The sequence below is a fragment of the Streptomyces sp. NPDC058665 genome, assembly GCF_042714995.1.
Classification (GTDB): domain Bacteria; phylum Actinomycetota; class Actinomycetes; order Streptomycetales; family Streptomycetaceae; genus Streptomyces.
Map to the genome: position 1 here is coordinate 20,962 of NZ_JBHXRX010000026.1, position 25,254 is coordinate 46,215.

Genomic DNA, 25,254 nt, shown 5'->3' on the forward strand with positions numbered 1-25,254 from the left:
GACGATGAACGCTCGAATGCTCAGATTCCACGCGAAGACCATGGCCGCGCTGCTCGCGGGCTGTCTGGTCGCCACGTTCTCGCCCAGTGCCGCCGTCGCGGTGCCCGGACAGCCGGAGATCGGCGCCGGTAATCCGTTCGTCGACGGGTGGTACGCCGATCCGGACATCGCCGTGTACGACGACACGTACTGGGTGTATCCGACCACGTCGAGGGCGTACGGGGAGCAGACGTACCTCGACGCCTTCTCGTCGACCGACATGGTCAACTGGACCAAGCACAGCGATGTGCTGACGACGGAGGACATCTCCTGGGCCGAGTACGCCGTGTGGGCGCCGGCGCCGGTCGAGCGCGACGGGAAGTACTACCTGTTCTTCGCGGCCAACGACATCCAGAACAACGACAGCCTCGGCGGTATCGGCGTCGCCGTCGCGGACAAGCCGGAAGGGCCGTACTCCGACGCCATCGGCCGGCCGCTGATCGGGCAGTTCCACAACGGCGCCCAGCCCATCGACCAGGACGTCTTCATCGACGACGACGGTCAGGCCTATATGTACTACGGAGGCTGGGGCCACGCGAACGTCGTCAAACTCAACGACGACATGACCAGCCTCGGCACCTTCGCCGACGGCAGCACGTACAAGGAGATCACGCCCGCCGACTATGTCGAGGGCTCGCAGATGTTCAAGCGCGACGGCAAGTACTACCTGATGTGGTCCGAGGGAGGCTGGACCGGTCCGGACTACTCGGTCTCGTACGCCATGTCCGACTCACCGACCGGGCCCTTCGCCAAGATTGAGAAGGTACTCGCCCAAGACCCCGCCGTGGCCAAGGGATCCGGCCACAACTCCGTGGTCAATGTGCCCGGCACGGACATCTGGTACATCGTCTATCACCGCAGGCCGCTCAGCGAGACCGCCGGAAACAACCGCCAACTCGCCTACGACCGCATGTACTTCAACGCCGACGGCACGATCGAACCGGTCACGATGCGGGTCGGGGACAACTTCGCCGACGGCAACGCCCTGGGCTGGAAGACCTACGGCGGGTCCTGGTCGGCCGACGGCGGACGCTATCGGGCCGAGAGCTCGCCGGGTGGCAAGGCACTGCTCGACACGAACTTCGCCGACTTCACCTACGACGCCGACGTCAAGGTCACCTCGGGGCGCGGTGACGCGGGTCTGGTGTTCCGCGCGACGCGACCGTCGGTCGGCGTGGACAGTTACACCGGCTATTACGCGGGCATCAGCCGGAACGGAAAGGTGGTGCTCGGCAGGGCGAACGACTCCTGGACACAGTTGGGTTCAGCCCAGCTGTCCCGCTCCGCCGGGCCGTCCCACCACATCCGGATCTCGGCAGTCGGCTCCGCGATCAAGGTGTACGTCGACGACATGGCCACGCCGAAGATCTCGGTGACCGATGCCACGTACGGCAGCGGGGCCAACGGGGTACGGGTCTTCAACACCGCCGCGGCCTTCGACAACGTCTCCGTCGACAAGGCGGTCAGTGGCCGCAGGTGAGTTCCTCAACGTGGTCCGTGGCCGCCGGTGAGTTCCTCGTATTCGCGGGCCGTGGGTTTGGTGATCTGTGCGGCGGAGCCGTAGTAGGCGCGGCTGAGCCGGGTGCGGAGGCGCCCCGTCCAGGCCCGTTCCGGGGGCGGGGGAAGGGGCTCGTACTGTTCGTGGGCCGTGAGCGAGTGGAGTTGGGCCGGGGTGAGGCGTTCATGGATCTCGACGAACTCGCCGTACGACAGGCGCTTGATGACACCCGTCTCGCGGCCGTGCAGGACCTTCTCGCGGTCGCGGCGCTGGAGGCCGAGGGCGCAGCGCTTCGCGATCACGTAGGTGACCGGCGGGACCGCGAACAGGCCGAAACGGACCGCCCATGTCACCGTGTTGACGGAGAGATGGAAATGGGTGGCGATCAGGTCGTTCGCCGCGCCGAGCAGGGCCACCAGGTAGACGCTCAGCCACGCGACACCGAGCCCGGTGCGGACCGGGCGGTCGCGGGGGCGGTCGAGGAGGTTCTGTTCGCGGTCGTCGCCGGTGGCCCAGGCTTCGATGAAGGGATATACGCCCATGGCAAGGAAAAGGCCGACGCCGGCCAGCAAGGGGAGGAAGTTGTCGAGCGCCAGGGTGTGGCCCAGGTAATTGATCTCCCAGCCGGGCATGACGCGGAGAAGTCCGTCGGCCACACCCATGTACCAGTCGGGTTGTGAGCCAGCCGATACCTGGTCGGGCCGGTAAGGGCCGTACAGCCAGATGGGGTTGATCTGCGCGATGGCTCCCGCAATGAAGATCACGGCGGAGACCATGAAGAAATAGCCGGCCGATTTCACCGCGTACACCTGGACCGGCAGACCGACCTCATTGCTGTTCGTGCGGCCGGGGCCGGCGTACTGCGTGTGCTTGTGGTAGAGCAGCAGGGCCAGGTGGGCGACCACAAGTGCCGCCACAAGGCCGGGGATCACCAGGATATGGATGGTGTTGAAACGCGCCACCAGGTCGTTTCCCGGGAAATCCCCGCCGAAGAGGAACATCGACAGGTAGGAGCCGATGATCGGGGTGGACAGGAGCGTTCCGTTCACGATCGCGAGGCCGGTTCCGGACAGTTGGTCGTCCGGCAGGTCGTATCCGGTCAGCCCCGCGAACATGGCGAGGACCAGCAGCGCGAATCCGAGGAGCCAGTTGACCTCGCGGGGTTTGCGGAACGCGCCGGTGAAGAACACACGCATCATGTGCACCAGCACGGCGGCGACGAACACCAACGCCGCCCAGTGGTGGGCCTGTCGGATGAGAAGGCCGCCGCGGACGTCGAAGGAGATGTGCAGCGCCGAGTCGAATGCCTCCGAGACCAGCTGACCGCGCAGAGGCGCGTAGCTGCCGTCGTACGTGACCTGTGCCGACGACGGGTGGAAATAGAACGTCAGATACACACCCGTGAGGACGATGACGACGAAGCTGTAGAGACAGATTTCCCCGAGCATGAAGGACCAGTGGTCCGGGAAAGCCTTTCGCATCGTGGCCCTGACCACCTTGTGGAGGCCCAATCGGCCGTCCGCCCAGTCAGCGACCTTCTCCCCGGCAGGTCCAGTACGCCCGGCACGCCTTTGATTCCTTAGATTCCTTAGACGCCTTTGATGCCGTGGATTCCCTTGCCGGGACTCGGCCGGTCGGTCCTTGGTGCCCATCTTTTCTGGCCCTCTTGCAGTGGGGTACTCGACTCGGTCCTCGCCCGGGGAGACCGGGGAGATCAATACCTCGTAAGGCCGTGACGAATGGGTGCCGCGAGCGCTTTCACTAGTACGTGGCAATTTCCCGGTACGGGGATTGGGAATTCCGCTCGTGCGCGCGGGGCACGGCACTCCGCCGCTTGGCGGGTCGGCGGCGGACCGGAGCCCGTGCGTGGGTCATGATCGGCGACGGGCGGCGTACGGGCCGCCCCGACCGGTCGGCGTGAGGGAGCTTGTCGTGGACATCCTGCTGGTCGCGAGCGCGTTCAACAGCCTGACCCAGCGCGTCTTCGCCGAGCTCGGGGACCGCGGGCACCGCGTCCGCGCCGAACTGGCCCTGGGCGACGAGCACTTGCGCGAAGCCGTACGTCGCACCGCCCCCGATCTCGTCGTCGCCCCCATGCTCAGGACCGCGATCCCGGCCGACATCTGGTCCGCGCACGTCTGTCTGATCGTCCACCCGGGACCGGCCGGCGACCGCGGCCCGTCCTCCTTGGACTGGGCCGTCCACACGGGCGCCGCCGACTGGGGCGTGACCGTCCTCCAAGCCTCGGCGGAGATGGACGGCGGGGACGTGTGGGCCTCCGTCCGGTGTCCCGTACCGGCGGTCGGGAAGAGCGACCTCTACCGCAACGAGGTGTCCGACGCCGCCATCGAAGCCGTGCTGCTCGCGGTGGAGCGCTTCGCCTCCGGGACCTACGTTCCGCGACCGCAGGACGCCCCTGGAGCGGCGGTGTGCGCTCGGCCGTACTTCGACCAGAGTCTCAGGCGTATCGACTGGGCCTCGGACCCGACCGGGACCGTCGTACGCAAACTGCGCGGGGCGGACTCGCAGCCCGGCGTACTGGACGTACTCCTCGAAGAGGAGTGGTACCTGCACGGCGGCCACCCGGAGGACACCCTGCGCGGCGAGCCCGGAGAGCTGCTGGCCACCAGGTCCGGTGCGATCTGCCGGGCGACCGTGGACGGCGCGGTGTGGATCCCCGAGCTGCGTCCCCGCCGTAAGGCGGGCGAGGCGGCCACCTTCAAGCTGCCCGCGGTACTCGCCATCGGCGACCGGATGCCGGTGCTGCCCGAGGCCGGCGTCCCCTGGGAGCTGCCCGCCGGGCGGCGCACATGGAGTGACATCCGCTACCGCGAGGAGGGACCGGCCGGCTTCCTGTCGTTCGCCTTCCCGGGCGGCGCGATGAGTACGTCGCAGTGCCGGCGCCTGCTCCGGGCGTACGAGTTCGCCTGCTCCCGGCCGACCACGCTGCTGGTGCTCGGCGGGGGCCGGGACTTCTTCTCCAACGGCATCCATCTGAACGTCATCGAGGCGTCCGCCGACCCCGCGCGGGAGTCGTGGGCGAACATCAACGCCATGAACGACCTCGTGGCGGCCCTGCTGACCACGACGGACCGGCTGCTCGTGAGCGCGCTGGGCGGCAACGCGGCGGCCGGCGGCGCCATGCTGGCCCTGGCCGCCGACCAGGTCTGGTGCCGGGCCGGGGCCGTACTCAATCCGCACTACAGGCTGATGGGGCTGTACGGGTCGGAGTACTGGACCTACACGCTGCCCCGCCGGGTGGGCGACGAGGAGGCCGAGCGCCTGACGCGGGCCGCCCTCCCGGTGACGGCGGCCCGCGCGCGCGAGATCGGGCTGGTCGATGTCGTCATCGACAGCACGCCCGAGGACTTCGGCTCCGCGGTCGCGCGCCACGCCTCCCGTCTCGCGTCGGCGCCGGGGACACAACAGCGCATCAGTAAGAAGAAGGCGGCGCGCGAGAGGGACGAGGCCGTCGCGCCGCTGAGCTCGTACCGACAGGCGGAACTGGCCCGGATGCGGCGCACGTTCTTCGATCCCGGCGCGCCGTACCACGCACTGCGCTCAGCCTTCGTACGGAAGACGAAGCCCTCGTCGACGCCGGACCATCTCCGGACCGGGGTGTCGCGCCGCGCGCCTCATGTCCCCGCCTGAATATGTGTTTCTCCCGCCCTGTCGATGGCGGGCAGTCCCGTTCGCCGTTGTCGGTGAGGCCGCCGGCACGGGGGCGGCTCAAGCGTACGAACCGAAGAGCCCGCGAGCTGCTGAAGAGCTTGTGAGCCAACGAGCGAAGGAAACGCGCATGCGAAAGCTGATGGTGACCACATTCCTCTCCCTCGACGGGGTCATGCAGGCCCCCGGCGGCGGTGACGAGGACCGCGACGGCGGGTTCGAGCACGGGGGATGGTCCGCGCCGCTCTTCAGGATGGATCTCCTCGACCGGATGACCGAGGTGGTCGGCCGCGCGGACGCGCTGCTCCTCGGGCGCAGGACGTACGAGATCTTCGCCGCCGCCTGGCCGCTCGCCGCCGACGACGATCCGATCGGGTCGAAGCTGAACTCCATGCCGAAGTACGTCGCGTCGAGGACACTGGACTCCGTGTTGTGGCAGAACTCGACGCTGCTGACGGGCGACGTCGCCGATGCCGTCGCCGCGCTCAAGGAGGGCGACGGCGGCGAGATCCAGGTGCACGGCAGCTGTGAACTGCTTCAGACGCTCATCGAGCACGACCTCGTGGACGAGTACCACCTGCTGGTCTTCCCGGTGCTCATCGGTTCCGGCAAGCGGCTGTTCGGGAAGGGCACGGTCCCGACCGGGCTCAAGCTGATCGACACCACCAGGTCCGAGAGCGGAGTCGTCGTCAGTACGTACGCGCGGGGCGGCGAGATCGAGTACGGGGCGATGGGCCCGGAGACGGACAACTGGCGAACCACGCGGTGAACGGGCGGACCGGAGGGCGGCGAGTGGTATGCCGCGGTACGCGATTCCGATCTACGAGAAGGAGACCCCGGTCGTCGCGCTCAACCGGGCCGTCGTCGCCGTCGCGTACGGGCGGGCCGTCGCGCTCGCCGACAACGACGCCGAGCGCGCCTTCCTCACCGACCGCCTCGCCGAGGTCACCCGCGCTGAGGCCCGCCCCGGCCGTCCCCAGCCCGCCCCCTCGACTACCCGTGACTCGTGAACTCCGCCGTCCCCAGCGTCGTGAACCACCCGCGGATCTTGTCCACGTCGTCCGTCTTCGCCAGCGAGAGCAGCAGCAGGATGCGGGCCTTCTGCGCGGTGAGGTCCGCCGCCCCGATCACCGCGCCCTCGCCTCCCGCGTCGTAGACGGCGCCGCTGCCCGTACGCGTGGTCGAGGCGAACACCACGCCCTGCTTGGTGGCGTCGGCGCGCGCCGCCGACATGGACGACGAGATGCCGCCCGCGCCCGTACCCGCCGTGACGACGCCGTCCGCGCCCGCGTCGGCGAACGCCTTCACGGCCTCGCCGCCCGCGCCCTGATAGCTGTACGCGATCTCGACCTTCGGCAGGTCCTTGGCCGCGATGCCGCCGACGTCGAAGGGGGTGCGCCAGCCCGGCTTACCGCACTTCTCGACCCGCGCGGGCGCCCTGTTGATCCGGACGCGCTCCTGGTCCACCACGCCCAGCGACCCGCTCGCGCCGCTGTTGAAGGTGTCCATGCGCAGCGCGTCCGTCTTGCGCACCTCGCGCGCGGCCTGGATCTCGTCGTTGAGCATGATGACGCTGCCGAAGCAGGTGGTCTTACGGCTGGCGGCGAGCTGGATGGCGTTGTAGAGGTTCGCGGGGCCGTCCGTACCGAGGACGGTCCACGGGCGCATCGCACCGGTGAGGATCACCGGCTTGTCGCTGCGGACCGTCAGATCGAGCCAGTAGGCGAACTCCTCCATCGTGTCCGTGCCGGTGGTGACGACGGCCGCGTCATTCGTACGGAGGGCCTTGTCGACCGCCAGGGTCAACTCGCGGAAGTCGGCTATGGAGTAGCTGCCCGAGCCCTTGTTGCCGAACTGCACGGTGGACACGTCGGCGATCTCGTTCACCTCCGGCTTCAGCTCGCCCACGAGTTCGGAGATGGGAATCTTGCCGGACTGGTAGTCCTGGAAGTCCACCCTGCTCTCGCTCACTCCGGCGATCGTTCCGCCGGTGCCGATGACCGCCACCTTCGGGCGCTTGGCGGGGGACTTGTGCTGTTCGGCGGCGGTGGCCGTACCGGCGGTCAGGGCGACGACCGCCGTCAGCAACGCGGTTCGACGCAGGATTCCTCGCATGCCATACCTCTCCCGGACGGGTCATTACGTCAGATCTGGGAGAAAGGTGTCCGAGGCATATTTCACGGCCCGGCCGTCGCGGTTAAATCAGCGTTTCGCGGGTGCCTCAGCCGCCTGGCGAAGACCGGCCGCACGCGGACAGCCGGGCGGGGCCGAACCCCAACTCGGCGCCCCGCCCGTCCTTCTGCAGCCCCCGCCCGCTCCTACTGCGTGTCGCCCTTCCGCTCGCCCAACGTGACGTCGACCTGCGACTGCTTGCCGTCGCGCGTGTAGGTGATCTTGATCTTGTCGCCCGGCTTGTGCGTCCAGATCTCGCTGATCAGCGTCGGACCGCTGTCGATCTGCACGTTGTTGAACTTCGTGATGACGTCACCCGACTTGAGCCCCGCCTTCGCGGCCGGCCCGTCCGGCGTCACCGCCGGGCTGCCGCTCGCGTCGTCGCCCGAGATCGTCGCGCCGTCGCCGCCCTCCGACATGGAGACCGTCGCACCGATGACCGGGTAGACGGGCTGGCCGGTCCTGATGAGCTCCCCGGCGACGTTCCTCGCCTGGTTGATCGGGATGGCGAAGCCGAGGCCGACCGAGCCCGACTGGCCGCCGCCACCGCCACCGCCGCCGCCCGTGGGCTGGATCGCCGAGTTCATACCGATCACCGCGCCCCGCGCGTCCAGCAGCGGACCGCCGGAGTTGCCGGGGTTGATAGAGGCGTCGGTCTGAAGGGCGCTCATGTACGAGTTCTTGTCGCTGGTGCCGTCGCCGGAGGCCACGGGGCGGTTCTTGGCGCTGATGATGCCCGTGGTGACGGTGTTGGAGAGCCCGAACGGCGCGCCGATCGCGATCGTCGAGTCGCCGACGGCCACCTTGTCCGAATTGCCCAGCGCCAGCGGCTTCAGCCCGGACGGCGGGTCCTTCAGCTTCATCACGGCGACGTCGTAACCCTCGGCACGGCCGACGACCTCGGCCGCGTACTCCTTGCCGTTGGAGAACGTCGCCGTCAGGTCTCCGCCGTCGGCGGCCGAGGCCACCACGTGGTTGTTCGTGAGGATGTGGCCCTGCTTGTCGTAGATGAAGCCCGTGCCCGTGCCGCCGTCGCCGCCCTGGCCCTGCGCCGTGATGGTGACCACGCTCGGGAGCGCCTCGCCAGCCACCGCGGCCGTGCTGCCCGCGTCGCGCTTGAGGGCCGGGTCGGCTGCGGAGACCGTGGTCGATCCGCCGCCGACGCCGTCGTCGCTGTTGTCCGCCGCCCAGAAGCCGATCCCGCCGCCGACCACACCGGCGACCAGCGCCGACGCGAGGACCGCGGCGATGAGCCCGCCGGGGCGCTTGCGTGACGGCTGGGGGCCGGACGCGGGCGGCTCGCCCCATCCGCCGCCGCCTCCGTAATGAGGCTGGCTCGGCGGGGGCGGGGGCGGCGGCCATCCGGCGTCGGGGGCCGAGCCGCCGGGTCCCGTCGAGCCGGGGTGGTACGCCGGTACGGCTCCGGGCAACTGCGTGGTGGGCTCGGAGCCGTGACCGGGCTCACCGGACCTGCCCGGCTGACCGGGATCGCCCGGCTGATCCGGGTTGCCCGACCGCCCCGCGTACTGCCGCTCATGGGTGAACTCCCCCGGGGCGGACGCGGGCGTGCCCTCGGGAGCGGCAACCGGCACGGGAGGTACGGACGGGGCGGACGGGACCGCATTGCCCTCGTTCTCGGTGCTCACAGTCTTTTACTCCTCAGGTTCCGCATCAGTCTTCGGCAAGAGTTCCGCTGTTTTCCGCCGCGTTGAGGTGTCGGTAGACCCCTTCGGCATGTACATGTCTCTGGTACGTCTCTGCCCTCAGCTTTTCCCACCGCCCGTCAGACCACGGTAAGCAGGACCTGTGTGTCTCCCCGCCATCCTTTATTACTGGACAAACGGGACGCATCCGCAGGAGGGCCCTGGAGGGGCACCGCCCGACGCTTACCCCGTCTCGGTGACACCATGGCGGGGTGACTCAAGCACGGCAGCCCAGCATCCAGGTCGTCGCCCACCGAGGAGCCTCCGAGGACGCCCCTGAACACACTCTGGCCGCATACAAGAAGGCCATCGAGGACGGCGCCGACGCACTGGAATGCGATGTACGGCTGACCGCCGACGGACACCTCGTGTGCGTACACGACCGCCGTGTGAACCGCACCTCCAACGGACGCGGCGCCGTCTCCGCCCTGGAGCTCGCCGATCTGGCCACCCTCGACTTCGGCTCGTGGATGGAGACCATGGACAGCGAGGAGAGCCCGGACTGGAAGGACCGCTCCCTCACCTCCGTACTGACGCTGGAGCGCCTGCTCGAACTCATCGCCGACACCGACCGGCGCATCGAGCTCGCCATCGAGACCAAACATCCCACCCGCTGGGCCGGACAGGTGGAGGAGCGGCTGCTCCAGACGCTGAAGCGCTTCGGACTCGACGGTCCGGCCCCCGGGGAGTCGCCCGTACGCATCATGAGTTTCTCGGCCCGCTCGCTGCACCGCATCGCCGACGCGGCGCCGCAACTGCCGACCGTCTATCTGATGCAGTTCGTCTCACCCCGGCTGCGCGACGGACGGCTGCCCGCGGGAGCCCGGATCGCGGGGCCCGGCATCCGCATCGTGCGCAATCAGCCGGGCTATGTGGAACGGCTGCACAGAGCGGGTCACCGTGTCCACGTCTGGACCGTCAACGAACCGGAAGACGTCGAACTCTGCGCGAGCCTCGGAGTGGAGGCAATCATTACGAACCGCCCCAAACAGGTGCTGTCCCAACTGGGGCGCCTTGCCTGATTTGCCGGGGATTGGAGTGCACAGAGGGTGACTTGGAGTACACCGGCGCGTTCGGTACGTGTTCGAGCCTGTTGAGTGCGTCACTGGTCTTCCCTTGGCCGGTTTCCGGTCCAGGCCATTGGGGCATTCACACCGTGGCGTGGGGCAAAGGAGGTCTCGGGGGTGGCGTTTGTGGTGGCACACGAAGTGCCCACGTCGTCGAGCATGGCCGTTCCCCATGGCCCTGCGGGCGTGGGACAGGCGAGACATCGGATGCGCGAGCAGCTGCGCCGCCGGGGGATGTCGGACACGGTCGTCGACGACGCCGTACTGATCCTCTCCGAACTGCTGAGCAACGCCTGCCGGCACGGCAGGCCGCTGGGCCGGGCGGAGATCGGCGACGGCGACGTACGCGCGGCCTGGGAGGTCGACGGAGCGGGCCGGCTGACCGTCGAGGTGACGGACGGCGGCGGCCCGACGCGACCTGTTCCGGCCACACCCTCGGTCACCGCGCGCGGCGGGCGCGGTCTCAACATCATCAGCTCGCTCGCCCAGGACTGGGGCGTACGGAACGGCTCCGCCGGCGAGGTGACGGTGTGGGTCATCGTCACGGATGGACACCGGCCCGACGATTTCGCTACGCGCGTCGACGTCCCCGGACTGGACTTCGCCGACGCGTTCGACTCGGCCGACGACTGAGCTTCCGGCTGAGCCGACGAGCGGGCGGACGTACCGGCGGACAGCCCCGTACGCGCCCCACCCGGCGCTCCCCGAAGGGGCGTTGCGCCCATGGCGATACGCGGTACGGCTAGGCTCGCGCCGACACCGCACTGCCGCCAACGGGAGAAGCCACCATGGCCAAGAAGCGCCCCCAGACCAAGGCCGCGAAGGCTCAGTCCGCGAAAGCTCAGCTCACGGACGGGCCGATTCCGGTCGTGGGCGCCCGCGAACCCTGCCCGTGCGGCTCGGGCCGCCGCTACAAGGCCTGTCACGGCCGGGAAGCCGCCCACGCCGTCACCGAGCTGGTCCAGCGCCCCTTCGAGGGGCTGGCCGGCGAGTGCGACTGGATCGCGCTGCGCGAGCTGGTGCCCGCCGCGACGGCCGAACTGACGCTCAAGGGCGGCCTGCCCGACGGTGTACCGTCCGTGACGCTCGCGACCGTCCTGCCGATGGCCTGGCCCGCGCTGCGCCGCGACGACGGCTCCGTCCTGCTGGCCCTCCAGAACGACACGTCGTCCGGCGACCTCAGCCGCGACCTCGCCGACACGCTCCGGCGGGCACTGACCGCCGAGCCGGGCAACCCTGTCGCCGCGCAGCGCGTTCCGGCCGACGGGCCGCGCCTGCAGGACCTGCTGGACCCGGCGGCCGGCTTCGCGCCGGTCGTCCACCCCGGCTTCGAGTTCTGGGTGCCGGACGCCGAGAACACGACCCCCGAGGTGACGGCGTCGCTGGAGCGCGCCAACGCCGCGGCGATTCCGACGGTCAAGCTCACCGGCACGGACGCCGCGTACTGGTGCGAGACACCCGACAAGAACCATCTGCGGTGGGTCATGCCGCACCCGGAGGAGAAGCTGCTCGACGCGCTCGCCCGGCTGCACGCCGCAGGCACGTCGAGCCTCGGTGAGGGGACGCGGCTCGTCGGCTCCTTCCGGGCGCACGGGCTGACGGTCCCGGTCTGGGACCTGCCGAGCGCGATGCGCGCGGAGGACTGCGAGAAGCCCGCCGCCGAGCTCCAGGAACGGCTGTCGGCCGCCCTCGCGGTGGACGCTCCGCTGACCGGGGACGAGCGGCGCGCGCGGGGCGGTCTCACCAACCGTCAAGTGACCCTCAGCTGAGCGTGACGGGCGCCGTCGCACTCAGTGACAGTGGTCACAACTGCCCGTACCGGCAAGTAATTTCTTGTCCGAATACATCAGATCGAATTTGCTAACCGCCGATCTCTTGTTACCGTTCTAGAAGCCCGGTCGCTGGTGCATCCCCCGTCGCCAGCGACCGGGCGCCTTCGTTCCCCGGCGCCCTTCCTGTAATTTCCGGAGTGGAGACTGCAGAGTTGCGGCGGCGTCGGGGGCTTCCCGGCCGTCGCTACCGCGAAGCGGACCCGACCCCTCAACTGGCCGGGCGAGCAGCCGAGTTACTGCCCGATCCGAGCCACAAGCGGCCCGGTCTCCTCGTCACTTTCCGCGAACTCGGCCACCGTCCGGTACCGCTCGGGCTTTCCCGCCGTATGTTCACGCGGAGTTTCACAAGAACCCGGCTCGTCGCCGTCTTCGGCCACGCGGTGGGACCGCACGGTGCGCCCCTCCGGCCCCATCAGGCCGAACGCGGAAAGCAATTCATCACCTGACGCATTTCGGTGGCACGTACGGCCCCGGGTACCCCCGTTCCCGTCCGGAACGTGGGTCTGGGGGCCGATCCCGTCACACGACGTGAGCGCCGGGGTGCGCAGGCACCCCGGCGCCCCCGTGTTCAGTACGCGAGCCTGCTGCCGCCGTCCGGCGCGCTCGTACTCGCCTCGACCAGCGCGTCCACGACCGCCTCCACGTCCGGCAGCCACGGCGACGCCGAGCCGGGCAGTGGCGCCCGCTCCCAGCGGACCTGACCGCCGACCGCCTCGGACGGCGGGAGCACCAGATAGCCGCCCTCGCCGTGGAAGCGGAGCGAACTGGGCACCCAGTCCTTGGCGAAGAGCAGCTCACCGAGCCGTTCCAGGGTGTACGGGGCCACCAGCAGCGACCAGCGCGTGGGGGTCGCCACGACCGGGCCGAGGCGCATCCCCATCTCGTCCAGTGCCACCAGCGCACGCTCCGCCGCGGCCGCGGGCAGACTCACCGCGCAGGGCGCGGTGCCCCCGGTGGCGAGCACGATCGGGGCCGTGGGCCGGTTGGCCCACCACCAGCGCACCATGCGTTCGTCTGTCGTGGCGGCCAGCAGGCCTGGGTCGAAGGGGTGCGCGCCGGGTACGGCGCACTCGGGATCCGGGCAGGCGCAGCCACGGCCACGATCACCCCGGCCGCCGGACGTCTTGAGGCCGGCTCCGGGAAGTACGGGCCACTGCCACGCCGTGGCGCAGGTCAGCGCCGCTTCGAGTGGGGCAGGCATCCCCTTGCGCCTGAACAGGAGCCTGCGTCGCCTTCCGAGGATCTCGCGCATGAGCGCTCGTTCCTTTCCGTTGAACGCCGAGGTCCCCATGCCACACCGGAAAATCTGTGTGCATGGCTTCACTGTGCGTATCGCTGTGCGTACAGTCGACGCATGTCGTCGACGCTCCGCCGCCCCTTTGGACGGGGCACAGTCGGACTTCGCCAACCTGCGGCAGGGCTCACCGCTCCTGGGCCGAACGCAGTCTGTCTTCGTTAACGCGTGGCGATGGGTGGCGCACTCAATGGTCTGCCGTCGTGCTGTGACAGTCCTGCCACTCCGGGATGGCGCGCGGGCTACGGCGGTTAAGACGCCGGAGCCGTCCGTCAGGTTCCGGGGCCGTCCCAACTGCCCCTGTCCGTCACCGTTCACGTACCCGTCACGTGCGGAATGACGCTCCTCCTCGATGTCGCCTGCGCTTCACCGGGGAGGCCCCTGTCGAGTCCCCTCAGTCGATCGCAGAATACTGCGCTGGGGTCATTTTCTCGCCAAGTTAACCGTCGCACAGACACCAGTTGTTCCGCCATGACAATGCTGGACATCGCCTCAGTTGTGCGTGTACATGTGGATGCACTGATAGTGGCGCAGAATCACCTGGTGGTTTGCGATGCTATTGCGCGAAACGCACCAGTCAGAAAGCCGGTTGCCATGAGCGCTCCGCACATGCCGAAAGTGGCTGGAATCGATTCAGCAGTTCCGGCTCCCGCGCACACTGTCGCGCCCCTCGACAAGCCCACCGGCGCGCCGGTGGTGATGATCCAGGACCGGCTCGCCGGCTGGGTCTCCGATCTGACCACCCTCCACGAACTCACCGAACGCCTGGCCAGGACCGGTTCGGTGGACGCGGCACTCAACGAGGTCGTACGGGCGGGCGCCGCCCTCGTCGGCTCCTCGCGCGGCCTGGTCGTCCTCGAACCGGCGTCCCGCGCGGACGAGCACTTCCCCCGTACGACCGTAGGACTCGGTTTCAGCCATGGAGACCTCGGACAGCTGGAGACCGTGCCGCGCGCCGCGACCTCCTACGGAAGGCTGCTCGACGAGACCACGGAGCCCGCGACCGCTGCCGAGTCCGTAGGAGACGTCCTCGGCGACCCGGGCCTCGACCCGCGCCACCGTGACGTGGCCGTCCGGCTCGGCTACAGCGCGACGTACGCGGTCTCTCTCGCCGCCGAGACGGCGGGCCGGATCGGCGCCGCGGTCTGGTTCTACGACGAACCCGCCGAACCGGTCGAAAGGCAGCGCCATCTGGTGGGTCTCTACGCCCGGTACGCCGCCGAGCATCTGGCGCGCCTCCTGGAGCTGGAGTCCTCCCGCGCGCGTGAGACGACGATCGCCGACGAGCTGCTGCCGGGCCGGCTCCCCCGCGTTCCCGGGGTACGGCTCGCCGTACGCCACCGGGCGGGCGGGGACGGCGGCGGCGACTGGTACGACGCGCTGCCGCTGCCCGACGGCGCGCTGGGGCTGGCCGTCGGCTCCGTGAGCGGATCGGGGCCGAGCGCCCTGGCCGCGATGGGACGGCTGCGCGCCTCCCTGCGGGCGTACGCGGTGATGGAGGGCGAGGATCCCGTCGCCGTACTGTCCGACCTCGAACTGCTGCTGCGGCTGACCGAGCCCGCGCGCACCGCCACCGCGCTCTTCGCCTACGCCGAGCCGGCGCTGCGCAGGATCGTGCTGGCCGGTGCCGGACACGCGCCGCCGCTGATCGTGGGGGAGCGGCGTACGGAGTTCGTCGAGACGACCCTGTCGGCGCCGCTGGGAATGCTGTCCTGCTGGGAGGCGCCGAGCGTGGGGCTCTCACCCGCGCCGGGGGAAACGGTGCTGCTCTACACGGACGGCCTGCTGCGCCGTACCGGCGACCCGATGGACCGGGCCTTCGCCCGGCTGCACGCGGCGGCCGCGAGCGTGCCCAGGAGCCTGCGGGACGATCCGGGGGCGATCGCCGACCATGTGCTGCGGCTGGTGCTCCCCGGCGGGGCGGACGCGCGCGGTCCGGAAACGCGCGGGAGCGCGGAGGACATCGTGATGCTCGCGGTCCGCTTCGAGTGAACCCGGGCAGAACCGGAGGATCCCTCTCCGGCCTGCTCCGAACGGCACACCCCCTGTGGTCCACCCGCCTGACGAGTTGTCCACAGGCCCCCTGGCCAGCCGCCCGTACAGACATACGATGGTGCCGGGACCCGAAAGGTCCAATGTCGTACAGAGGAGGCAGACCGTGGCCGAGGAGCTCATCCCGACAACACCGGAGACCCCGGAATCGCTGGGAGACCAGGACACAGTGCTCGACGACGCCGACGAGGCGTCGGCCGGCAAGCCCGTGAAGCAGCGCAAGAACGGCCTGTATGTGAGCGTGTCCGACGAGCTGGCCGAGAACATGAAGTCGGGCTGGGCCGACACCGAGCTCCGCGACCTGGAGCCCGTCGCGCAGGCGCCGTACGCGGCTGCCCGCCGTGCCGCCCTGTCCGCGCGATTCCCGGGCGACCGCCTGGTGATCCCCGCGGGCGGCCTGAAGACCCGGTCGAACGACGTGGAGTACAGCTTCCGTCCCTCCACCGAGTACGCGTATCTCACCGGTGACCAGAGCGAGGACGGCGTCCTCGTGCTGGAGCCGGAGCCCGGCGGCGACGGCCACCGGGCGACGATCTATCTCGTCCCCCGCTCCGACCGGGGCAACGGCGAGTTCTGGCTCGACGGCCGCTACGGCGAGCTGTGGGTCGGCCGCAGGCACTCGCTCGCCGAGGCCGAGCAGCTGCTCGGCCTGCCCGCGAAGGACGTACGCGAGCTGGCCGAGGCGCTGCGCGAGGCCACGGGCCCGGTGCGGGTCGTCCGCGGGCACGACGCGTCCGTCGAGGCCGCGCTGGAGGACAAGGTCACCGCGGAGCGGGACAGCGAGCTGCGCGTCTTTCTGTCCGAGGCGCGCGCGGTGAAGGACGACTTCGAGATCGGCGAGCTCCAGAAGGCCGTCGACTCGACCGTCCGCGGTTTCGAGGACGTCGTACGGACCCTCGACAAGGCCGAGGCGACCAGCGAGCGCTACATCGAGGGAACGTTCTTTCTGCGGGCCCGGGTGGAGGGCAACGACATCGGCTACGGCTCGATCTGCGCGGCCGGACCGCACGCCACCACCCTGCACTGGGTGCGCAACGACGGGGACGTACGCCCCGGCGATCTGCTCCTGCTCGACGCGGGCGTGGAGACCCACACCCTCTACACCGCGGACGTCACACGCACACTGCCGATCAACGGCCGGTTCGACGACCTCCAGCGCAAGATCTACGACGCGGTGTACGAGTCGCAGGAAGCCGGTATCGCCGCGGTGAAGCCGGGCGCGAAGTACCGGGACTTCCACGACGCCTCCCAGCGGGTGCTCGCCGAGAGGCTCGTCGAGTGGGGCCTGATCGAAGGCCCGGTCGAGCGGGTGCTGGAGCTGGGCCTCCAGCGCCGCTGGACGCTGCACGGCACGGGTCACATGCTCGGCCTGGACGTCCACGACTGCGCGGCGGCGCGGACGGAGGCGTACGTGGACGGGACGCTGGAGCCCGGAATGTGCCTCACGGTCGAGCCGGGGCTCTACTTCCAGGCGGACGACCTCACGGTGCCGGAGGAGTACCGGGGCATCGGGGTCCGGATCGAGGACGACATCCTGGTCACGGAGGACGGCAACCGGAATCTGTCGGGCGGTCTGCCGCGTACGTCCGCCGACGTGGAGACCTGGATGGCGGCCGTCAAGCAGGGCTGACCCGGGATCATCCCGGCTCCGGACACTCGCCGGAGTAGCCGGAGCTGCTGGACAGTCACCGGTCACCGGCCCGGCCGTGCCTCGCGCGCGGCCGGGCCGGCGCGTCCATGAGGCGGCAGGGGCGCCGGCTCAGACTCCGGCGGTCGTACCGCCCAGGGCCACCAGCGGAGTCTCCTCGCGCCACTTCAGGATCTTGTCGAAGCTGATGACCGCTCCCCGCCCCGGCCGGTTGCGGAAGTGGACGTGGTCGGCCAGCTGCTCGATCAGGGAGAGCCCACGGCCGTTCTCGGCGGTGAAGGCGGCCAGGGCCGCGGTCCGGGGCACGGCTCGGCGGGCGGGGAATCCGGGGCCGGAGTCGGACACCTCGATACGGCACTTCTCGCCGTCCAGATAGGCGGTCACGCGGTAGGCGGCCGAGGGCTGGGACGGGTCACCGGGCAGGTCGTCACCGCCGTGCTCGACGGCGTTCGCGCATGCTTCCGTCAGTGCGACGGACAGATCGAAGGAAATGTCGGGGTCGACGCCCGCGGTCTCCATCGTGCCGATCAGGAGACGGCGTGCGAGCGGGACGCTCGCGGCTTCGCGCCGCAGATGGAGGGACCACCAGATGCTCATGCTCCAGCCTCCTGGCCACAGCTCGACATACCGATACGTATTGCCCCTGTAGGGGACTCGTAAGCACATCGCCCGCGTGAAACAACTCATTCGGCGGACGCGCATGAGGTGCCCGCCGTTGTAGGGGACAGAAGCTGATCTTCCGGACCTGCCGTACGAAGCCGCCGGCCGCAGTGCGATGATGACCCGGCCATGCCGGATCGTGCAGCACACACCGGAGCCGGTCTGCGGCTCCTGAGGGCCGCGGTGTTCACCGCGGTCTGTGTCGTGCTGTCCGGGACAGGACATGTGCTCGCGGCCTGTCAGGAAGTCCCCTGGTGGACGCTCCTCGTCGGTTTCGCCGGGGTGTTCGCCGTCGCCGCGCCGCTCGCCGGACGTGTGCGTTCGCTGCCCGCCATCGCGCTCGCGCTGACGGGTGGACAGCTCGCGCTGCACGCCCTGTTCGGGATGAGCCAGCACCGCCTCACGATGCGAGGCGGCGCCGACGACGTACTGATCCGTGTCGCGGCCAAGCTGATCTGCGGCGCCGGCCCGGCCTCGCTCAGCGCTGCGGACGCGCGCCGCATCGTGACCGACGCCGGGATCGACCCCGCCACGGTCGGCGGCGGACTCGCGCAGGGCGGTCACCTGCACGGCGCGTCCGCCGGAACAGCCGCGCACGCGGCGGCCGGTGGGACCGGCGGCGCCGGCGGGCTGCTGCCCGAGCTGCCGACCCTGCCCATGTTCCTCGCGCATCTGCTGGCGGCCCTCGCGACCGGCTGGCTCATGCGCCGCGGCGACCTCGCGCTTGCCCGGCTCGCCGCGCTCTCCTCCCAGGGCCTCGGCGACGGCTTCGGTGAGGTCGTCGCGGACAAGGCGCGGCTGCGGGCGCTGCGGGCCGCCCTCGGCCTCGTACGGGCCCTGAGCGTCGGGCTCCCGCTCACGCCCGCTCCCGGGCCGGCCGCCCGGCCGGGCCCGCGCCACGACACTCCGCCGCCGTACGCGGGGGAGGCACTCCAGCACTCGGTGATCAGGCGCGGCCCGCCGGCCGGACTCGCTCTCGCCGCCTGACGCGACGACACCTTCCGTACGGAGTACGTAGGGCGGTGACGTCGCGATGCCGTCGCGTATCCGCGCGCGGCCCAACGTCTCCCCCACACCGTGGAGTGTCTCCTGTCATGAACGCCTCTCGTACGAACACGTCTCGTCACGCCGTCCCGCGGCCGTCCACCACCGGCCGTACCCGCGCCGCACGCCGCGTGGCGGTCGTCGGCGGCGTCGCCGCGACCGCCGTCGTGCTGCTCGCCGGCCCCGCCCTCGCGCACGTCGGTGTGCAGCCGGTCGGCGAAGCCACCAAGGGCGGTTACGCGACGGTCAACTTCAAGGTGCCGAACGAGCGCGACGACGCGTCGACCGTCAAGCTCGAAGTGAACTTCCCGACCGAGCACCCGCTGGCCTCGGTGTCACCGCAGGCCGTGCCCGGCTGGAAGATCGCCGTCACCAAGAGCAAGCTCGCCAAGCCCATCGAGATGCACGGCAAGCAGATCACCGAAGCCGTGTCGAAGGTCACCTGGACCGCAGCGGCCGGCGGCGGGGTCGCGCCCGGCTACTTCCAGCAGTTCCCGCTCTCCGTCGGCCAGTTGCCCGAGGACGCCGATCAACTGGTCTTCAAGACCCTCCAGACGTACGACAACGACGAGGTCGTGCGCTGGATCGACGCCCCGACCGAGGGCGCCGAGCCCGAGAGCCCGGCGCCGGTGCTGACCCTGACCGCCGCATCCGAGAACGGCCACGGCGCCGCGGCGGGCGCCAAGGCGAGCGACGCCGCCAAGGCCGGAGCCGACAAGGCGTCGGCCGAGAGCGAGGGCGCGGCCACCGAGAGCGCCGCCTCCTCCGACAGCAGCGACGGCCTGGCCCGGGGCCTCGGCATCGCAGGCATCGTCATCGGTGTGGCCGGTGTCGCCTACGGCGTCCTGGGCGGACGCCGCCGTAACCCGTCCACCGGCACCCCCGCCAGCTGATCAGCGGGCGACCCGTACTCCACCAATGGGAACTACCTCCATGCGCAAGAAGACCGTGCTCACCGCCGCCGCACTCGCGGCGGTCGCGGCACTCACCCTGTCCGCCTGCGGAAGCGGCGGCGACGACGCCGCGTCGAAGCCGGTGGCGGACGTCTCCGCCCAGCCGAAGACAAAGGCGGCGACCGTTCTCGACAAGCCTTTCGAGAAGCCGAACCTCGTCCTGAAGGACACCGAAGGCAAGACGTACGACTTCCGCGAGGAGACCAAGGGCAAGCCGACGCTGATCTACTTCGGCTACACGCACTGCCCCGACGTCTGCCCGCTGACGATGAGCAACATCGCCATCGCCAGGAAGGCGCTCCCGAAGGCCGACCAGGACAAGCTCCAGGTCGTGTTCGTCACGACCGACCCCGAGCGGGACACCTCCGCCGAACTCGCCAAGTGGCTGCCGAGCGCGGGCGACCCGTCGTTCGTCGGCCTCACCGGCGACTTCCCGACCATCCAGGCCGGCGCGCGCCAGGTCGGCATCGGGATCGAGCCGGCCACCAAGGAGAAGGACGGCTCCGTCGTCTCCATGCACGGGGCGCAGGTCATCGCGTTCTCGCCGAAGACAGACGGCGGTTACGTCCTGTACGGCGAGGACACGACGGCCGACGACTACACGGAAGACCTGCCGAAACTCATCAAGGGCGAGACCCCGTGAGGGGGCGCGGCGGCCGTCCCGTACGCCGAGGGGCGATTCGCCGCCCGGTCGCCGGGGCGGTGCTGGTGTCCGCGGTGTCACTGGCGTCGGTGGCCTCGCTCGCCGGGTGCTCGTCGGCGGACGCGTCCGAGGACGAGCCTCAGTTGAAGGTCACCGGGGCGTTCATGCCCCGGCCCGTCAGCGACATGGCGTCCGGCTTTCTCACGGTCGCCAACAGCGGTGGCGCTGCGGACAAGCTCACCTCCGTCACCAGCGACATCTCGGACGACGTCACGATCCACGAGACGAAGGACCAGAAGATGCGGCAGGTGAAGTCCTTCGCCATCCCGGCCGGCGGCGAGCTGAATCTGGCGCGCGGCGGCAACCATCTGATGTTCATGGGCCTGAAGAAGAAGCTGGAAGAAGGCCAACAGATCTCGGTGGAACTGCACTTCGAGAAGACCGGCCCGATCGAGGTCGACCTTCCCGTCAAGGAGACCACCTACAACCCCACGCGGCACTGAGGGACTGACTCACCATGACGGCCACCGCCCCCCGCTTCGGAACACGGCCCATACGGCTGCTGCTCATCACCGCCGTACTGATCGTCGGTCTCTTCGGCGCGCTCTCCGGTACGGCGTCGGCGCACGCGGCGCTCACGGGCAGCGATCCGAAGGACGGGGCGGTGGTCGATGTCGCTCCCAAGGAGGTCGCGCTCACCTTCTCCGAACAGATCGCCATGGGCGACGACTCCATCCGGGTCCTCGACCCCACCAGCAAGCGCGTCGACGTCGCGAAGATGCGTGATCTGAGCGGGGGCGGGACCGTCCGCTACGCGGTGGACCTCAAGCCCGGACTGCCGGACGGTACGTACACCGTGGCGTGGCAGGCGGTCTCCGCCGACAGCCATCCCGTGTCGGGGGCGTTCACCTTCTCCGTGGGAGCGCCGTCGAAGACCACGGCCACCGTGCCCGACCAGAAGGCCGGGGGCGGACTGGTCGGCTTCCTGTACGACACGGTGCGCTACATCTCGTACGCCGGGTTCGTGCTGCTCGTCGGCGGTGCGGCGTTCGTCCTCGCCTGCTGGCAACGCGGCTCGTCCGTACGGCCGTTGCAACGCCTCGTCGTCGGCGGCTGGGTCACCCTGACCGCGGCGACACTCGTCCTCCTCCTACTGAGGACGCCGTACACCGGGTCCGGGAAGCTCGGCGACGCGTTCGACCTCGGCGGGCTGACCGACGTACTCGACACCAAGACGGGGGCGGCGCTCGTCTCGCGGCTGCTGCTGCTCGGCGCGGCGGCGCTCTTCATCGCGGTGCTGTTCGGCGCGTACGCGAAGCGTGTAGCGGAATCGGAAGCGGAGTCCGGGGAGGGGTCTGGGGCCGGGTCCGACGCGGTGCCCGACGCGGGGAAGGCGAAGGCCGACCTCACCTTCGGGCTCGGCCTGGGCGGGACGGTCGTCGCCGCGGGCATCGCCGGGACCTGGGCACTGTCCGAGCACGCGTCGACCGGGATCCAGACCGGTCTCGCCATGCCGCTCGACGTACTGCATCTGCTGGCCGTGGCCGCCTGGCTCGGCGGCCTCGTGTCACTGCTGGTCGCCCTCTACCGGACACCGGACATCGAACGCGCCGCCGTGCGGCGCTTCTCGCGGATCGCCTTCGGCAGCGTGGTCGTCCTGGCCGCGACCGGGCTCTACCAGTCGTGGCGGCAGGTCGGCTCGTGGTCGGCGCTGACCGGTACGTCGTACGGGCAGCTCCTGCTGTCCAAGGTCGCGCTGATCGCCGTACTGCTCGGTGCCGCCTGGTTCTCGCGGCGCTGGACCGGGTTGCTGCGCGAGCACGCCAAGAGCGAAACCGGGACCGAAGCCGAGACCGAGGCCGGCGAAGAAGCGGAAGCCGAAGCGGAGGGCGGGGCCGAGGGCGGGGCGGATCCCGGGCGCGCCGCTCAACTCGCCCGTCAGCGGACCGCGTTGGCCACCGCCCGTAAGAAGCGCGTCCGCGACGCCGACACCGAGCGGTCCGGGCTGCGCCGCTCCGTCCTTACGGAGGCGTGCGTCGCCCTTGTGGTGCTCGCCGTCACGACCGCGCTGACGGGCACCGAGCCCGGACGTACACAGGAGAAGGAAGTCGGCCGCTCGGGCACGGCCGCCGCCGCGCCTGCCGCGCCCGCCGGTCCCGTGGAGATCACCGCGCCGTTCGACACCGGCGGCGCGAAGGGCAAGGGCACGGTGCGGCTCACCGTCGACCCCGCGAGCCCCGGCGGCAACGTCATGCACGTCTGGGTCGACGGCCCGGACGGCAAGCCGATGGACGTGCCCGAGGTGAAGGTCGCGTACACCCTCAAGTCCGAACAGATCGGCCCCCTCCCCGTCGTCCCCGAACTTCTGGCACCGGGACACTGGAGTTCGAGCACCGTACAGATCCCGATGCCGGGCGAATGGCATTTCCAGGTGACCGTGCGGACCTCGGACATCGACCAGACCACCATCGAGAAGAACGTGAAGATCGGTTGACCCCGTGAGCGACACCCGTACAACGACCAGCGGCACCGATGCCGGCGGCGACACCGCCGGCGCCGGAGCTGATTCCACCCGCGCGATCTCCCGGCGGCGGCTGATCGGTACGGCCGGTGCGGCCGGCGCCGCGGGCCTCGTCGCCGGAGCGGCCGGCGGGAGCGCCACGTACGCCGCCACGCGCCCCGACGAGCCGACCGCGCTCGCCACGGTCGGCTCGGCCGCCGTCGCCTTCCACGGCGCCCATCAGGCCGGTATCACCACCCCGTTGCAGGCCCGCGGCCATCTGGTCGCCCTCGACCTCGCACCGGGCGCCGGGCGCAAGGAGGCCGCCGCGCTGCTGCGCCGCTGGTCGGAGACCGCGCGGCGGCTCATGGCGGGCGAACCGGCCGGCGAACGCGACACCGGGGTCGCGCTGGACGCGGGGCCCTCCGCGCTGACGGTCACCTTCGGCTTCGGCCGGACCTTCTTCGACCGTACGAAGCTGGCCGCGCGGCGCCCTTCCGCGCTGGACCCGCTGCCGGCCTTCTCCTCGGATCACCTCGACGCCCGCCGCAGCGAGGGCGATCTGTGGGTTCAGATCGGTTCGGACGACGGGCTCGTCGCCTTCCACGCGCTGCGTGCCCTTCTCAAGGAGGCGGGCGACGCGGCGAAGGTGCGGTGGCAGATGAACGGCTTCAACCGTTCGCCCGGCGCCACCGCCCGCCCGATGACGGCCCGCAATCTGATGGGCCAGGTCGACGGCACGAACAACCCCAAGCCGACGGAGCCCGACTTCGACCGGCGGATCTTCGTCCCCGCGAAGCCGCCGGCCGGGACACCCGACTGGATGGCGGGCGGCTCGTACGCCGTCGTACGCCGGATCCGCATGCTGCTCGACGACTGGGAGGCCCTGCCGACCGACCGCCAGGAGCTTGTCATCGGCCGCCGCAAGTCCGACGGCGCCCCGCTCACCGGCGGTACGGAGACGACCGCGCTCGACCTCGACAAAACCGGCCCGGACGGCAGGCTCGTCATCCCGGAGAACGCGCACGCCCGGATCTCTGCGCCGGAGCAGAACGGCGGGGCCGCGATGCTGCGCCGCCCGTTCTCCTTCCACGACGGGATCGCCGCGGACGGCACCCCGGACGCCGGCCTGCTCTTCGTCTGCTGGCAGGCCGATCCGCTGAGGGGCTTCGTGCCGGTGCAGCGCAAGCTCGACCGGGGGGACGCGCTGTCGGCGTTCGTACGGCACGAGTCGAGCGGGCTGTACGCGGTGCCGGGCGGAGCGCGCGAGGGCGAGTACGTGGGGCAGCGCCTGCTGGAGTCCTGAGGGGGGGGCGGAGGCGGCCCCGATGCGGGTCCTGAGGCCGGTCCCCGGTCCGGTCCTGCGCTGTCCGCCGGCCGGACTAAAGTGACCACATGTCGGCCACGCGCTATACGTACCTCGGCCCCGAGGGCACCTTCACCGAAGCCGCCCTCCGCACCCTTCCGGAATCCGCCACCCGGGAACTGATCCCGATGGTGTCGGTGCCCGCGGCCCTCGACGCCGTACGGCACGGGGACGCAGCGGCAGCCCTCGTACCGATCGAGAACTCGGTGGAGGGCGGCGTCACCGCGACCCTCGACGAACTCGCGTCGGGCGAGCCGCTGATGATCTACCGCGAGGTGGTGCTGCCCATCGCCTTCGCGCTCCTCGTCAGGCCGGGGACGTCGCTGTCCGACATCAAGACGGTGACCGGTCATCCGGTGGCGCAGCCGCAGGTGCGCAACTGGCTGCGGGCCAATCTGCCGAACGCGCTGTGGGAGTCGGCCGCGTCGAACGCGGACGGCGCTCGGCTGGTCCAGGAGGGCCGGTTCGACGCGGCTTTCGCGGGCGAGTTCGCGGCGGCGACGTACGGGCTCGAAGCCCTGGTCACCGAGATCCACGACGCGGAGAACGCGGAGACGCGCTTCGTCCTGGTGGGGCGGCCCGCGCGGCCGTCCGCGCCGACCGGCGCGGACAAGACGTCGGTCGTGGTCTGGCTCGGGGACGACCACCCGGGCGCGCTGCTGGAGCTGCTCCAGGAGTTCGCCGTACGGGGGGTCAACCTGATGCTCATCCAGTCGCGTCCGACGGGTGCGGGCATCGGTAACTACTGCTTCGCCGTGGACGCCGAGGGTCATATCGCGGACCGGCGCGTGGGCGAGGCGCTGATGGGGCTGAAGCGGATCAGCCCGAAGGTGCGCTTCCTCGGGTCGTACCCGAGGGCGGGCGTGGCTCCGGAGGACGTGGGGCGGCTGCGGGCGGGTACGTCGGACGCGGAGTTCATGGACGCCGCCGACTGGCTGGCGCGGAGCCAGGACGGCCGGATCTGAGCCGCCGGGGGCGGTGGGGGCGGCGGTCGCCCCCGGTTGTCCCCAGAGTTATCCACAGGCCGACCGTCCACCCTGGGGACAAGTCGACAGGGTTCGGCGGACTTGGTCGACAAATCTCCTCAGCGACCGCCCATCCGTCCACAGGGGCA

Annotated in this window: 21 protein-coding genes; 16 read left to right on the forward strand and 5 right to left on the reverse strand. The window is 70.4% G+C overall.

The window, feature by feature from the left end; genetic code table 11:
- Window positions 1-4: 4 nt before the first annotated feature.
- A complete protein-coding gene (locus ACFWV8_RS18775) occupies window positions 5-1,519 on the forward strand; it encodes a family 43 glycosylhydrolase (RefSeq protein ID WP_384203070.1) in 1,515 nt (504 codons plus the stop codon).
- Window positions 1,520-1,524: 5 nt separating this feature from the next.
- On the opposite strand, the gene ACFWV8_RS18780 is transcribed toward ACFWV8_RS18775, so the two are convergent.
- Window positions 1,525-3,018, reverse strand: a complete 1,494-nt coding sequence (locus ACFWV8_RS18780; protein WP_384203073.1) for a cytochrome bc complex cytochrome b subunit — start codon at window positions 3,016-3,018, stop codon at window positions 1,525-1,527.
- A 451-nt stretch (window positions 3,019-3,469) separates the two neighbouring features.
- Here ACFWV8_RS18780 and ACFWV8_RS18785 point away from each other — a divergent pair, with 451 nt between their 5' ends.
- The 3 genes from ACFWV8_RS18785 to ACFWV8_RS18795 all read left to right on the forward strand — a co-directional run bounded on the left by ACFWV8_RS18785 (window position 3,470) and on the right by ACFWV8_RS18795 (window position 6,216).
- Window positions 3,470-5,188 carry a hydrogenase maturation protein gene (locus tag ACFWV8_RS18785; protein ID WP_384203076.1) on the forward strand — a complete coding sequence of 573 codons (1,719 nt, stop codon included), beginning with the start codon at window positions 3,470-3,472 and terminating at the stop codon, window positions 5,186-5,188.
- Between the two features lie 148 nt (window positions 5,189-5,336).
- Window positions 5,337-5,975, forward strand: a complete 639-nt coding sequence (locus ACFWV8_RS18790) for a dihydrofolate reductase family protein (RefSeq protein WP_384203079.1) — start codon at window positions 5,337-5,339, stop codon at window positions 5,973-5,975.
- 28 nt (window positions 5,976-6,003) lie between these two features.
- A complete protein-coding gene (locus ACFWV8_RS18795; RefSeq protein ID WP_384203082.1) occupies window positions 6,004-6,216 on the forward strand; it encodes a hypothetical protein in 213 nt (70 codons plus the stop codon).
- On the opposite strand, the gene ACFWV8_RS18800 is transcribed toward ACFWV8_RS18795, so the two are convergent.
- Window positions 6,200-7,321 (reverse strand): asparaginase, encoded by a 1,122-nt coding sequence (locus ACFWV8_RS18800; RefSeq protein ID WP_384203084.1) that lies wholly within the window; start codon window positions 7,319-7,321, stop codon window positions 6,200-6,202. The two genes, ACFWV8_RS18795 and ACFWV8_RS18800, sit on opposite strands and share 17 nt — an antisense overlap.
- A 203-nt stretch (window positions 7,322-7,524) precedes the next feature.
- Entirely contained in the window at window positions 7,525-9,024 is a 1,500-nt protein-coding gene (locus ACFWV8_RS18805; RefSeq protein WP_384203087.1) for a trypsin-like peptidase domain-containing protein, read from the reverse strand.
- A gap of 269 nt (window positions 9,025-9,293) precedes the next feature.
- On the opposite strand from ACFWV8_RS18805, the gene ACFWV8_RS18810 reads away from it, so the two are divergent.
- From ACFWV8_RS18810 to ACFWV8_RS18820, 3 genes are all read left to right on the forward strand, one after another.
- Window positions 9,294-10,103: a glycerophosphodiester phosphodiesterase gene (locus tag ACFWV8_RS18810; RefSeq protein ID WP_329385198.1), complete on the forward strand. Its 810-nt coding sequence runs from the start codon at window positions 9,294-9,296 to the stop codon at window positions 10,101-10,103.
- A 75-nt stretch (window positions 10,104-10,178) separates the two neighbouring features.
- Entirely contained in the window at window positions 10,179-10,781 is a 603-nt protein-coding gene (locus ACFWV8_RS18815; protein ID WP_384203090.1) for an ATP-binding protein, read from the forward strand.
- A 155-nt stretch (window positions 10,782-10,936) separates the two neighbouring features.
- The gene (locus tag ACFWV8_RS18820; RefSeq protein ID WP_384203093.1) at window positions 10,937-11,917 is read left to right on the forward strand and encodes a DUF5926 family protein; all 981 of its coding nucleotides are present in this window, start codon (window positions 10,937-10,939) and stop codon (window positions 11,915-11,917) included.
- A gap of 631 nt (window positions 11,918-12,548) precedes the next feature.
- On the opposite strand, the gene ACFWV8_RS18825 is transcribed toward ACFWV8_RS18820, so the two are convergent.
- Window positions 12,549-13,232: a bifunctional DNA primase/polymerase gene (locus ACFWV8_RS18825; RefSeq protein ID WP_384203096.1), complete on the reverse strand. Its 684-nt coding sequence runs from the start codon at window positions 13,230-13,232 to the stop codon at window positions 12,549-12,551.
- A gap of 519 nt (window positions 13,233-13,751) precedes the next feature.
- Between ACFWV8_RS18825 and ACFWV8_RS18830 the strand changes: the two genes are divergently transcribed.
- On the forward strand, window positions 13,752-15,266 hold the full coding sequence (locus ACFWV8_RS18830) for a PP2C family protein-serine/threonine phosphatase (RefSeq protein WP_384203270.1): 1,515 nt from the start codon (window positions 13,752-13,754) through the stop codon (window positions 15,264-15,266).
- Between the two features lie 118 nt (window positions 15,267-15,384).
- Window positions 15,385-16,956 carry an aminopeptidase P family protein gene (locus ACFWV8_RS18835; protein WP_384203099.1) on the forward strand — a complete coding sequence of 524 codons (1,572 nt, stop codon included), beginning with the start codon at window positions 15,385-15,387 and terminating at the stop codon, window positions 16,954-16,956.
- A gap of 129 nt (window positions 16,957-17,085) precedes the next feature.
- Here ACFWV8_RS18835 and ACFWV8_RS18840 read toward each other — a convergent pair whose 3' ends face one another.
- Window positions 17,086-17,571, reverse strand: coding sequence for an ATP-binding protein (locus ACFWV8_RS18840; RefSeq protein ID WP_329385184.1), 486 nt, complete (start codon window positions 17,569-17,571; stop codon window positions 17,086-17,088).
- Window positions 17,572-17,763: 192 nt separating this feature from the next.
- Between ACFWV8_RS18840 and ACFWV8_RS18845 the strand changes: the two genes are divergently transcribed.
- The 7 genes from ACFWV8_RS18845 to pheA all read left to right on the forward strand — a co-directional run bounded on the left by ACFWV8_RS18845 (window position 17,764) and on the right by pheA (window position 25,105).
- Window positions 17,764-18,621, forward strand: a complete 858-nt coding sequence (locus tag ACFWV8_RS18845; protein WP_384203102.1) for a hypothetical protein — start codon at window positions 17,764-17,766, stop codon at window positions 18,619-18,621.
- Window positions 18,622-18,728: 107 nt separating this feature from the next.
- A complete protein-coding gene (locus ACFWV8_RS18850) occupies window positions 18,729-19,571 on the forward strand; it encodes a YcnI family protein (protein ID WP_384203105.1) in 843 nt (280 codons plus the stop codon).
- A gap of 40 nt (window positions 19,572-19,611) precedes the next feature.
- Window positions 19,612-20,274, forward strand: a complete 663-nt coding sequence (locus ACFWV8_RS18855) for an SCO family protein (RefSeq protein WP_384203108.1) — start codon at window positions 19,612-19,614, stop codon at window positions 20,272-20,274.
- A 62-nt stretch (window positions 20,275-20,336) separates the two neighbouring features.
- Window positions 20,337-20,777 (forward strand): copper chaperone PCu(A)C, encoded by a 441-nt coding sequence (locus ACFWV8_RS18860; RefSeq protein ID WP_384203273.1) that lies wholly within the window; start codon window positions 20,337-20,339, stop codon window positions 20,775-20,777.
- A 14-nt stretch (window positions 20,778-20,791) separates the two neighbouring features.
- On the forward strand, window positions 20,792-22,768 hold the full coding sequence (locus ACFWV8_RS18865) for a copper resistance CopC/CopD family protein (protein ID WP_384203111.1): 1,977 nt from the start codon (window positions 20,792-20,794) through the stop codon (window positions 22,766-22,768).
- A gap of 4 nt (window positions 22,769-22,772) precedes the next feature.
- On the forward strand, window positions 22,773-24,080 hold the full coding sequence (gene efeB / locus ACFWV8_RS18870; protein WP_384203114.1) for an iron uptake transporter deferrochelatase/peroxidase subunit: 1,308 nt from the start codon (window positions 22,773-22,775) through the stop codon (window positions 24,078-24,080).
- Between the two features lie 89 nt (window positions 24,081-24,169).
- Complete coding sequence (gene pheA, locus ACFWV8_RS18875; protein WP_329385171.1) at window positions 24,170-25,105, forward strand: prephenate dehydratase; 936 nt, start codon at window positions 24,170-24,172, stop codon at window positions 25,103-25,105.
- Window positions 25,106-25,254: the final 149 nt, after the last annotated feature.

What these genes read in the sequence shown, in the direction of transcription:
- ACFWV8_RS18845 (WP_384203102.1), top strand. Translation starts at nt 17,764, where the DNA reads ATGCCGGATCGTGCAGCACACACCGGAGCCGGTCTGCGGCTCCTGAGG.
- ACFWV8_RS18825 (WP_384203096.1), bottom strand. Translation starts at nt 13,232, where the DNA reads ATGCGCGAGATCCTCGGAAGGCGACGCAGGCTCCTGTTCAGGCGCAAG.
- ACFWV8_RS18850 (WP_384203105.1), top strand. Translation starts at nt 18,729, where the DNA reads ATGAACGCCTCTCGTACGAACACGTCTCGTCACGCCGTCCCGCGGCCG.
- ACFWV8_RS18865 (WP_384203111.1), top strand. Translation starts at nt 20,792, where the DNA reads ATGACGGCCACCGCCCCCCGCTTCGGAACACGGCCCATACGGCTGCTG.
- ACFWV8_RS18780 (WP_384203073.1), bottom strand. Translation starts at nt 3,018, where the DNA reads ATGCGAAAGGCTTTCCCGGACCACTGGTCCTTCATGCTCGGGGAAATC.
- ACFWV8_RS18790 (WP_384203079.1), top strand. Translation starts at nt 5,337, where the DNA reads ATGCGAAAGCTGATGGTGACCACATTCCTCTCCCTCGACGGGGTCATG.
- ACFWV8_RS18820 (WP_384203093.1), top strand. Translation starts at nt 10,937, where the DNA reads ATGGCCAAGAAGCGCCCCCAGACCAAGGCCGCGAAGGCTCAGTCCGCG.
- ACFWV8_RS18835 (WP_384203099.1), top strand. Translation starts at nt 15,385, where the DNA reads ATGGTGCCGGGACCCGAAAGGTCCAATGTCGTACAGAGGAGGCAGACC.
- ACFWV8_RS18830 (WP_384203270.1), top strand. Translation starts at nt 13,752, where the DNA reads ATGCTGGACATCGCCTCAGTTGTGCGTGTACATGTGGATGCACTGATA.
- ACFWV8_RS18840 (WP_329385184.1), bottom strand. Translation starts at nt 17,571, where the DNA reads ATGAGCATCTGGTGGTCCCTCCATCTGCGGCGCGAAGCCGCGAGCGTC.
- ACFWV8_RS18800 (WP_384203084.1), bottom strand. Translation starts at nt 7,321, where the DNA reads ATGCGAGGAATCCTGCGTCGAACCGCGTTGCTGACGGCGGTCGTCGCC.
- ACFWV8_RS18775 (WP_384203070.1), top strand. Translation starts at nt 5, where the DNA reads ATGAACGCTCGAATGCTCAGATTCCACGCGAAGACCATGGCCGCGCTG.
- pheA (WP_329385171.1), top strand. Translation starts at nt 24,170, where the DNA reads ATGTCGGCCACGCGCTATACGTACCTCGGCCCCGAGGGCACCTTCACC.
- ACFWV8_RS18795 (WP_384203082.1), top strand. Translation starts at nt 6,004, where the DNA reads ATGCCGCGGTACGCGATTCCGATCTACGAGAAGGAGACCCCGGTCGTC.
- ACFWV8_RS18855 (WP_384203108.1), top strand. Translation starts at nt 19,612, where the DNA reads ATGCGCAAGAAGACCGTGCTCACCGCCGCCGCACTCGCGGCGGTCGCG.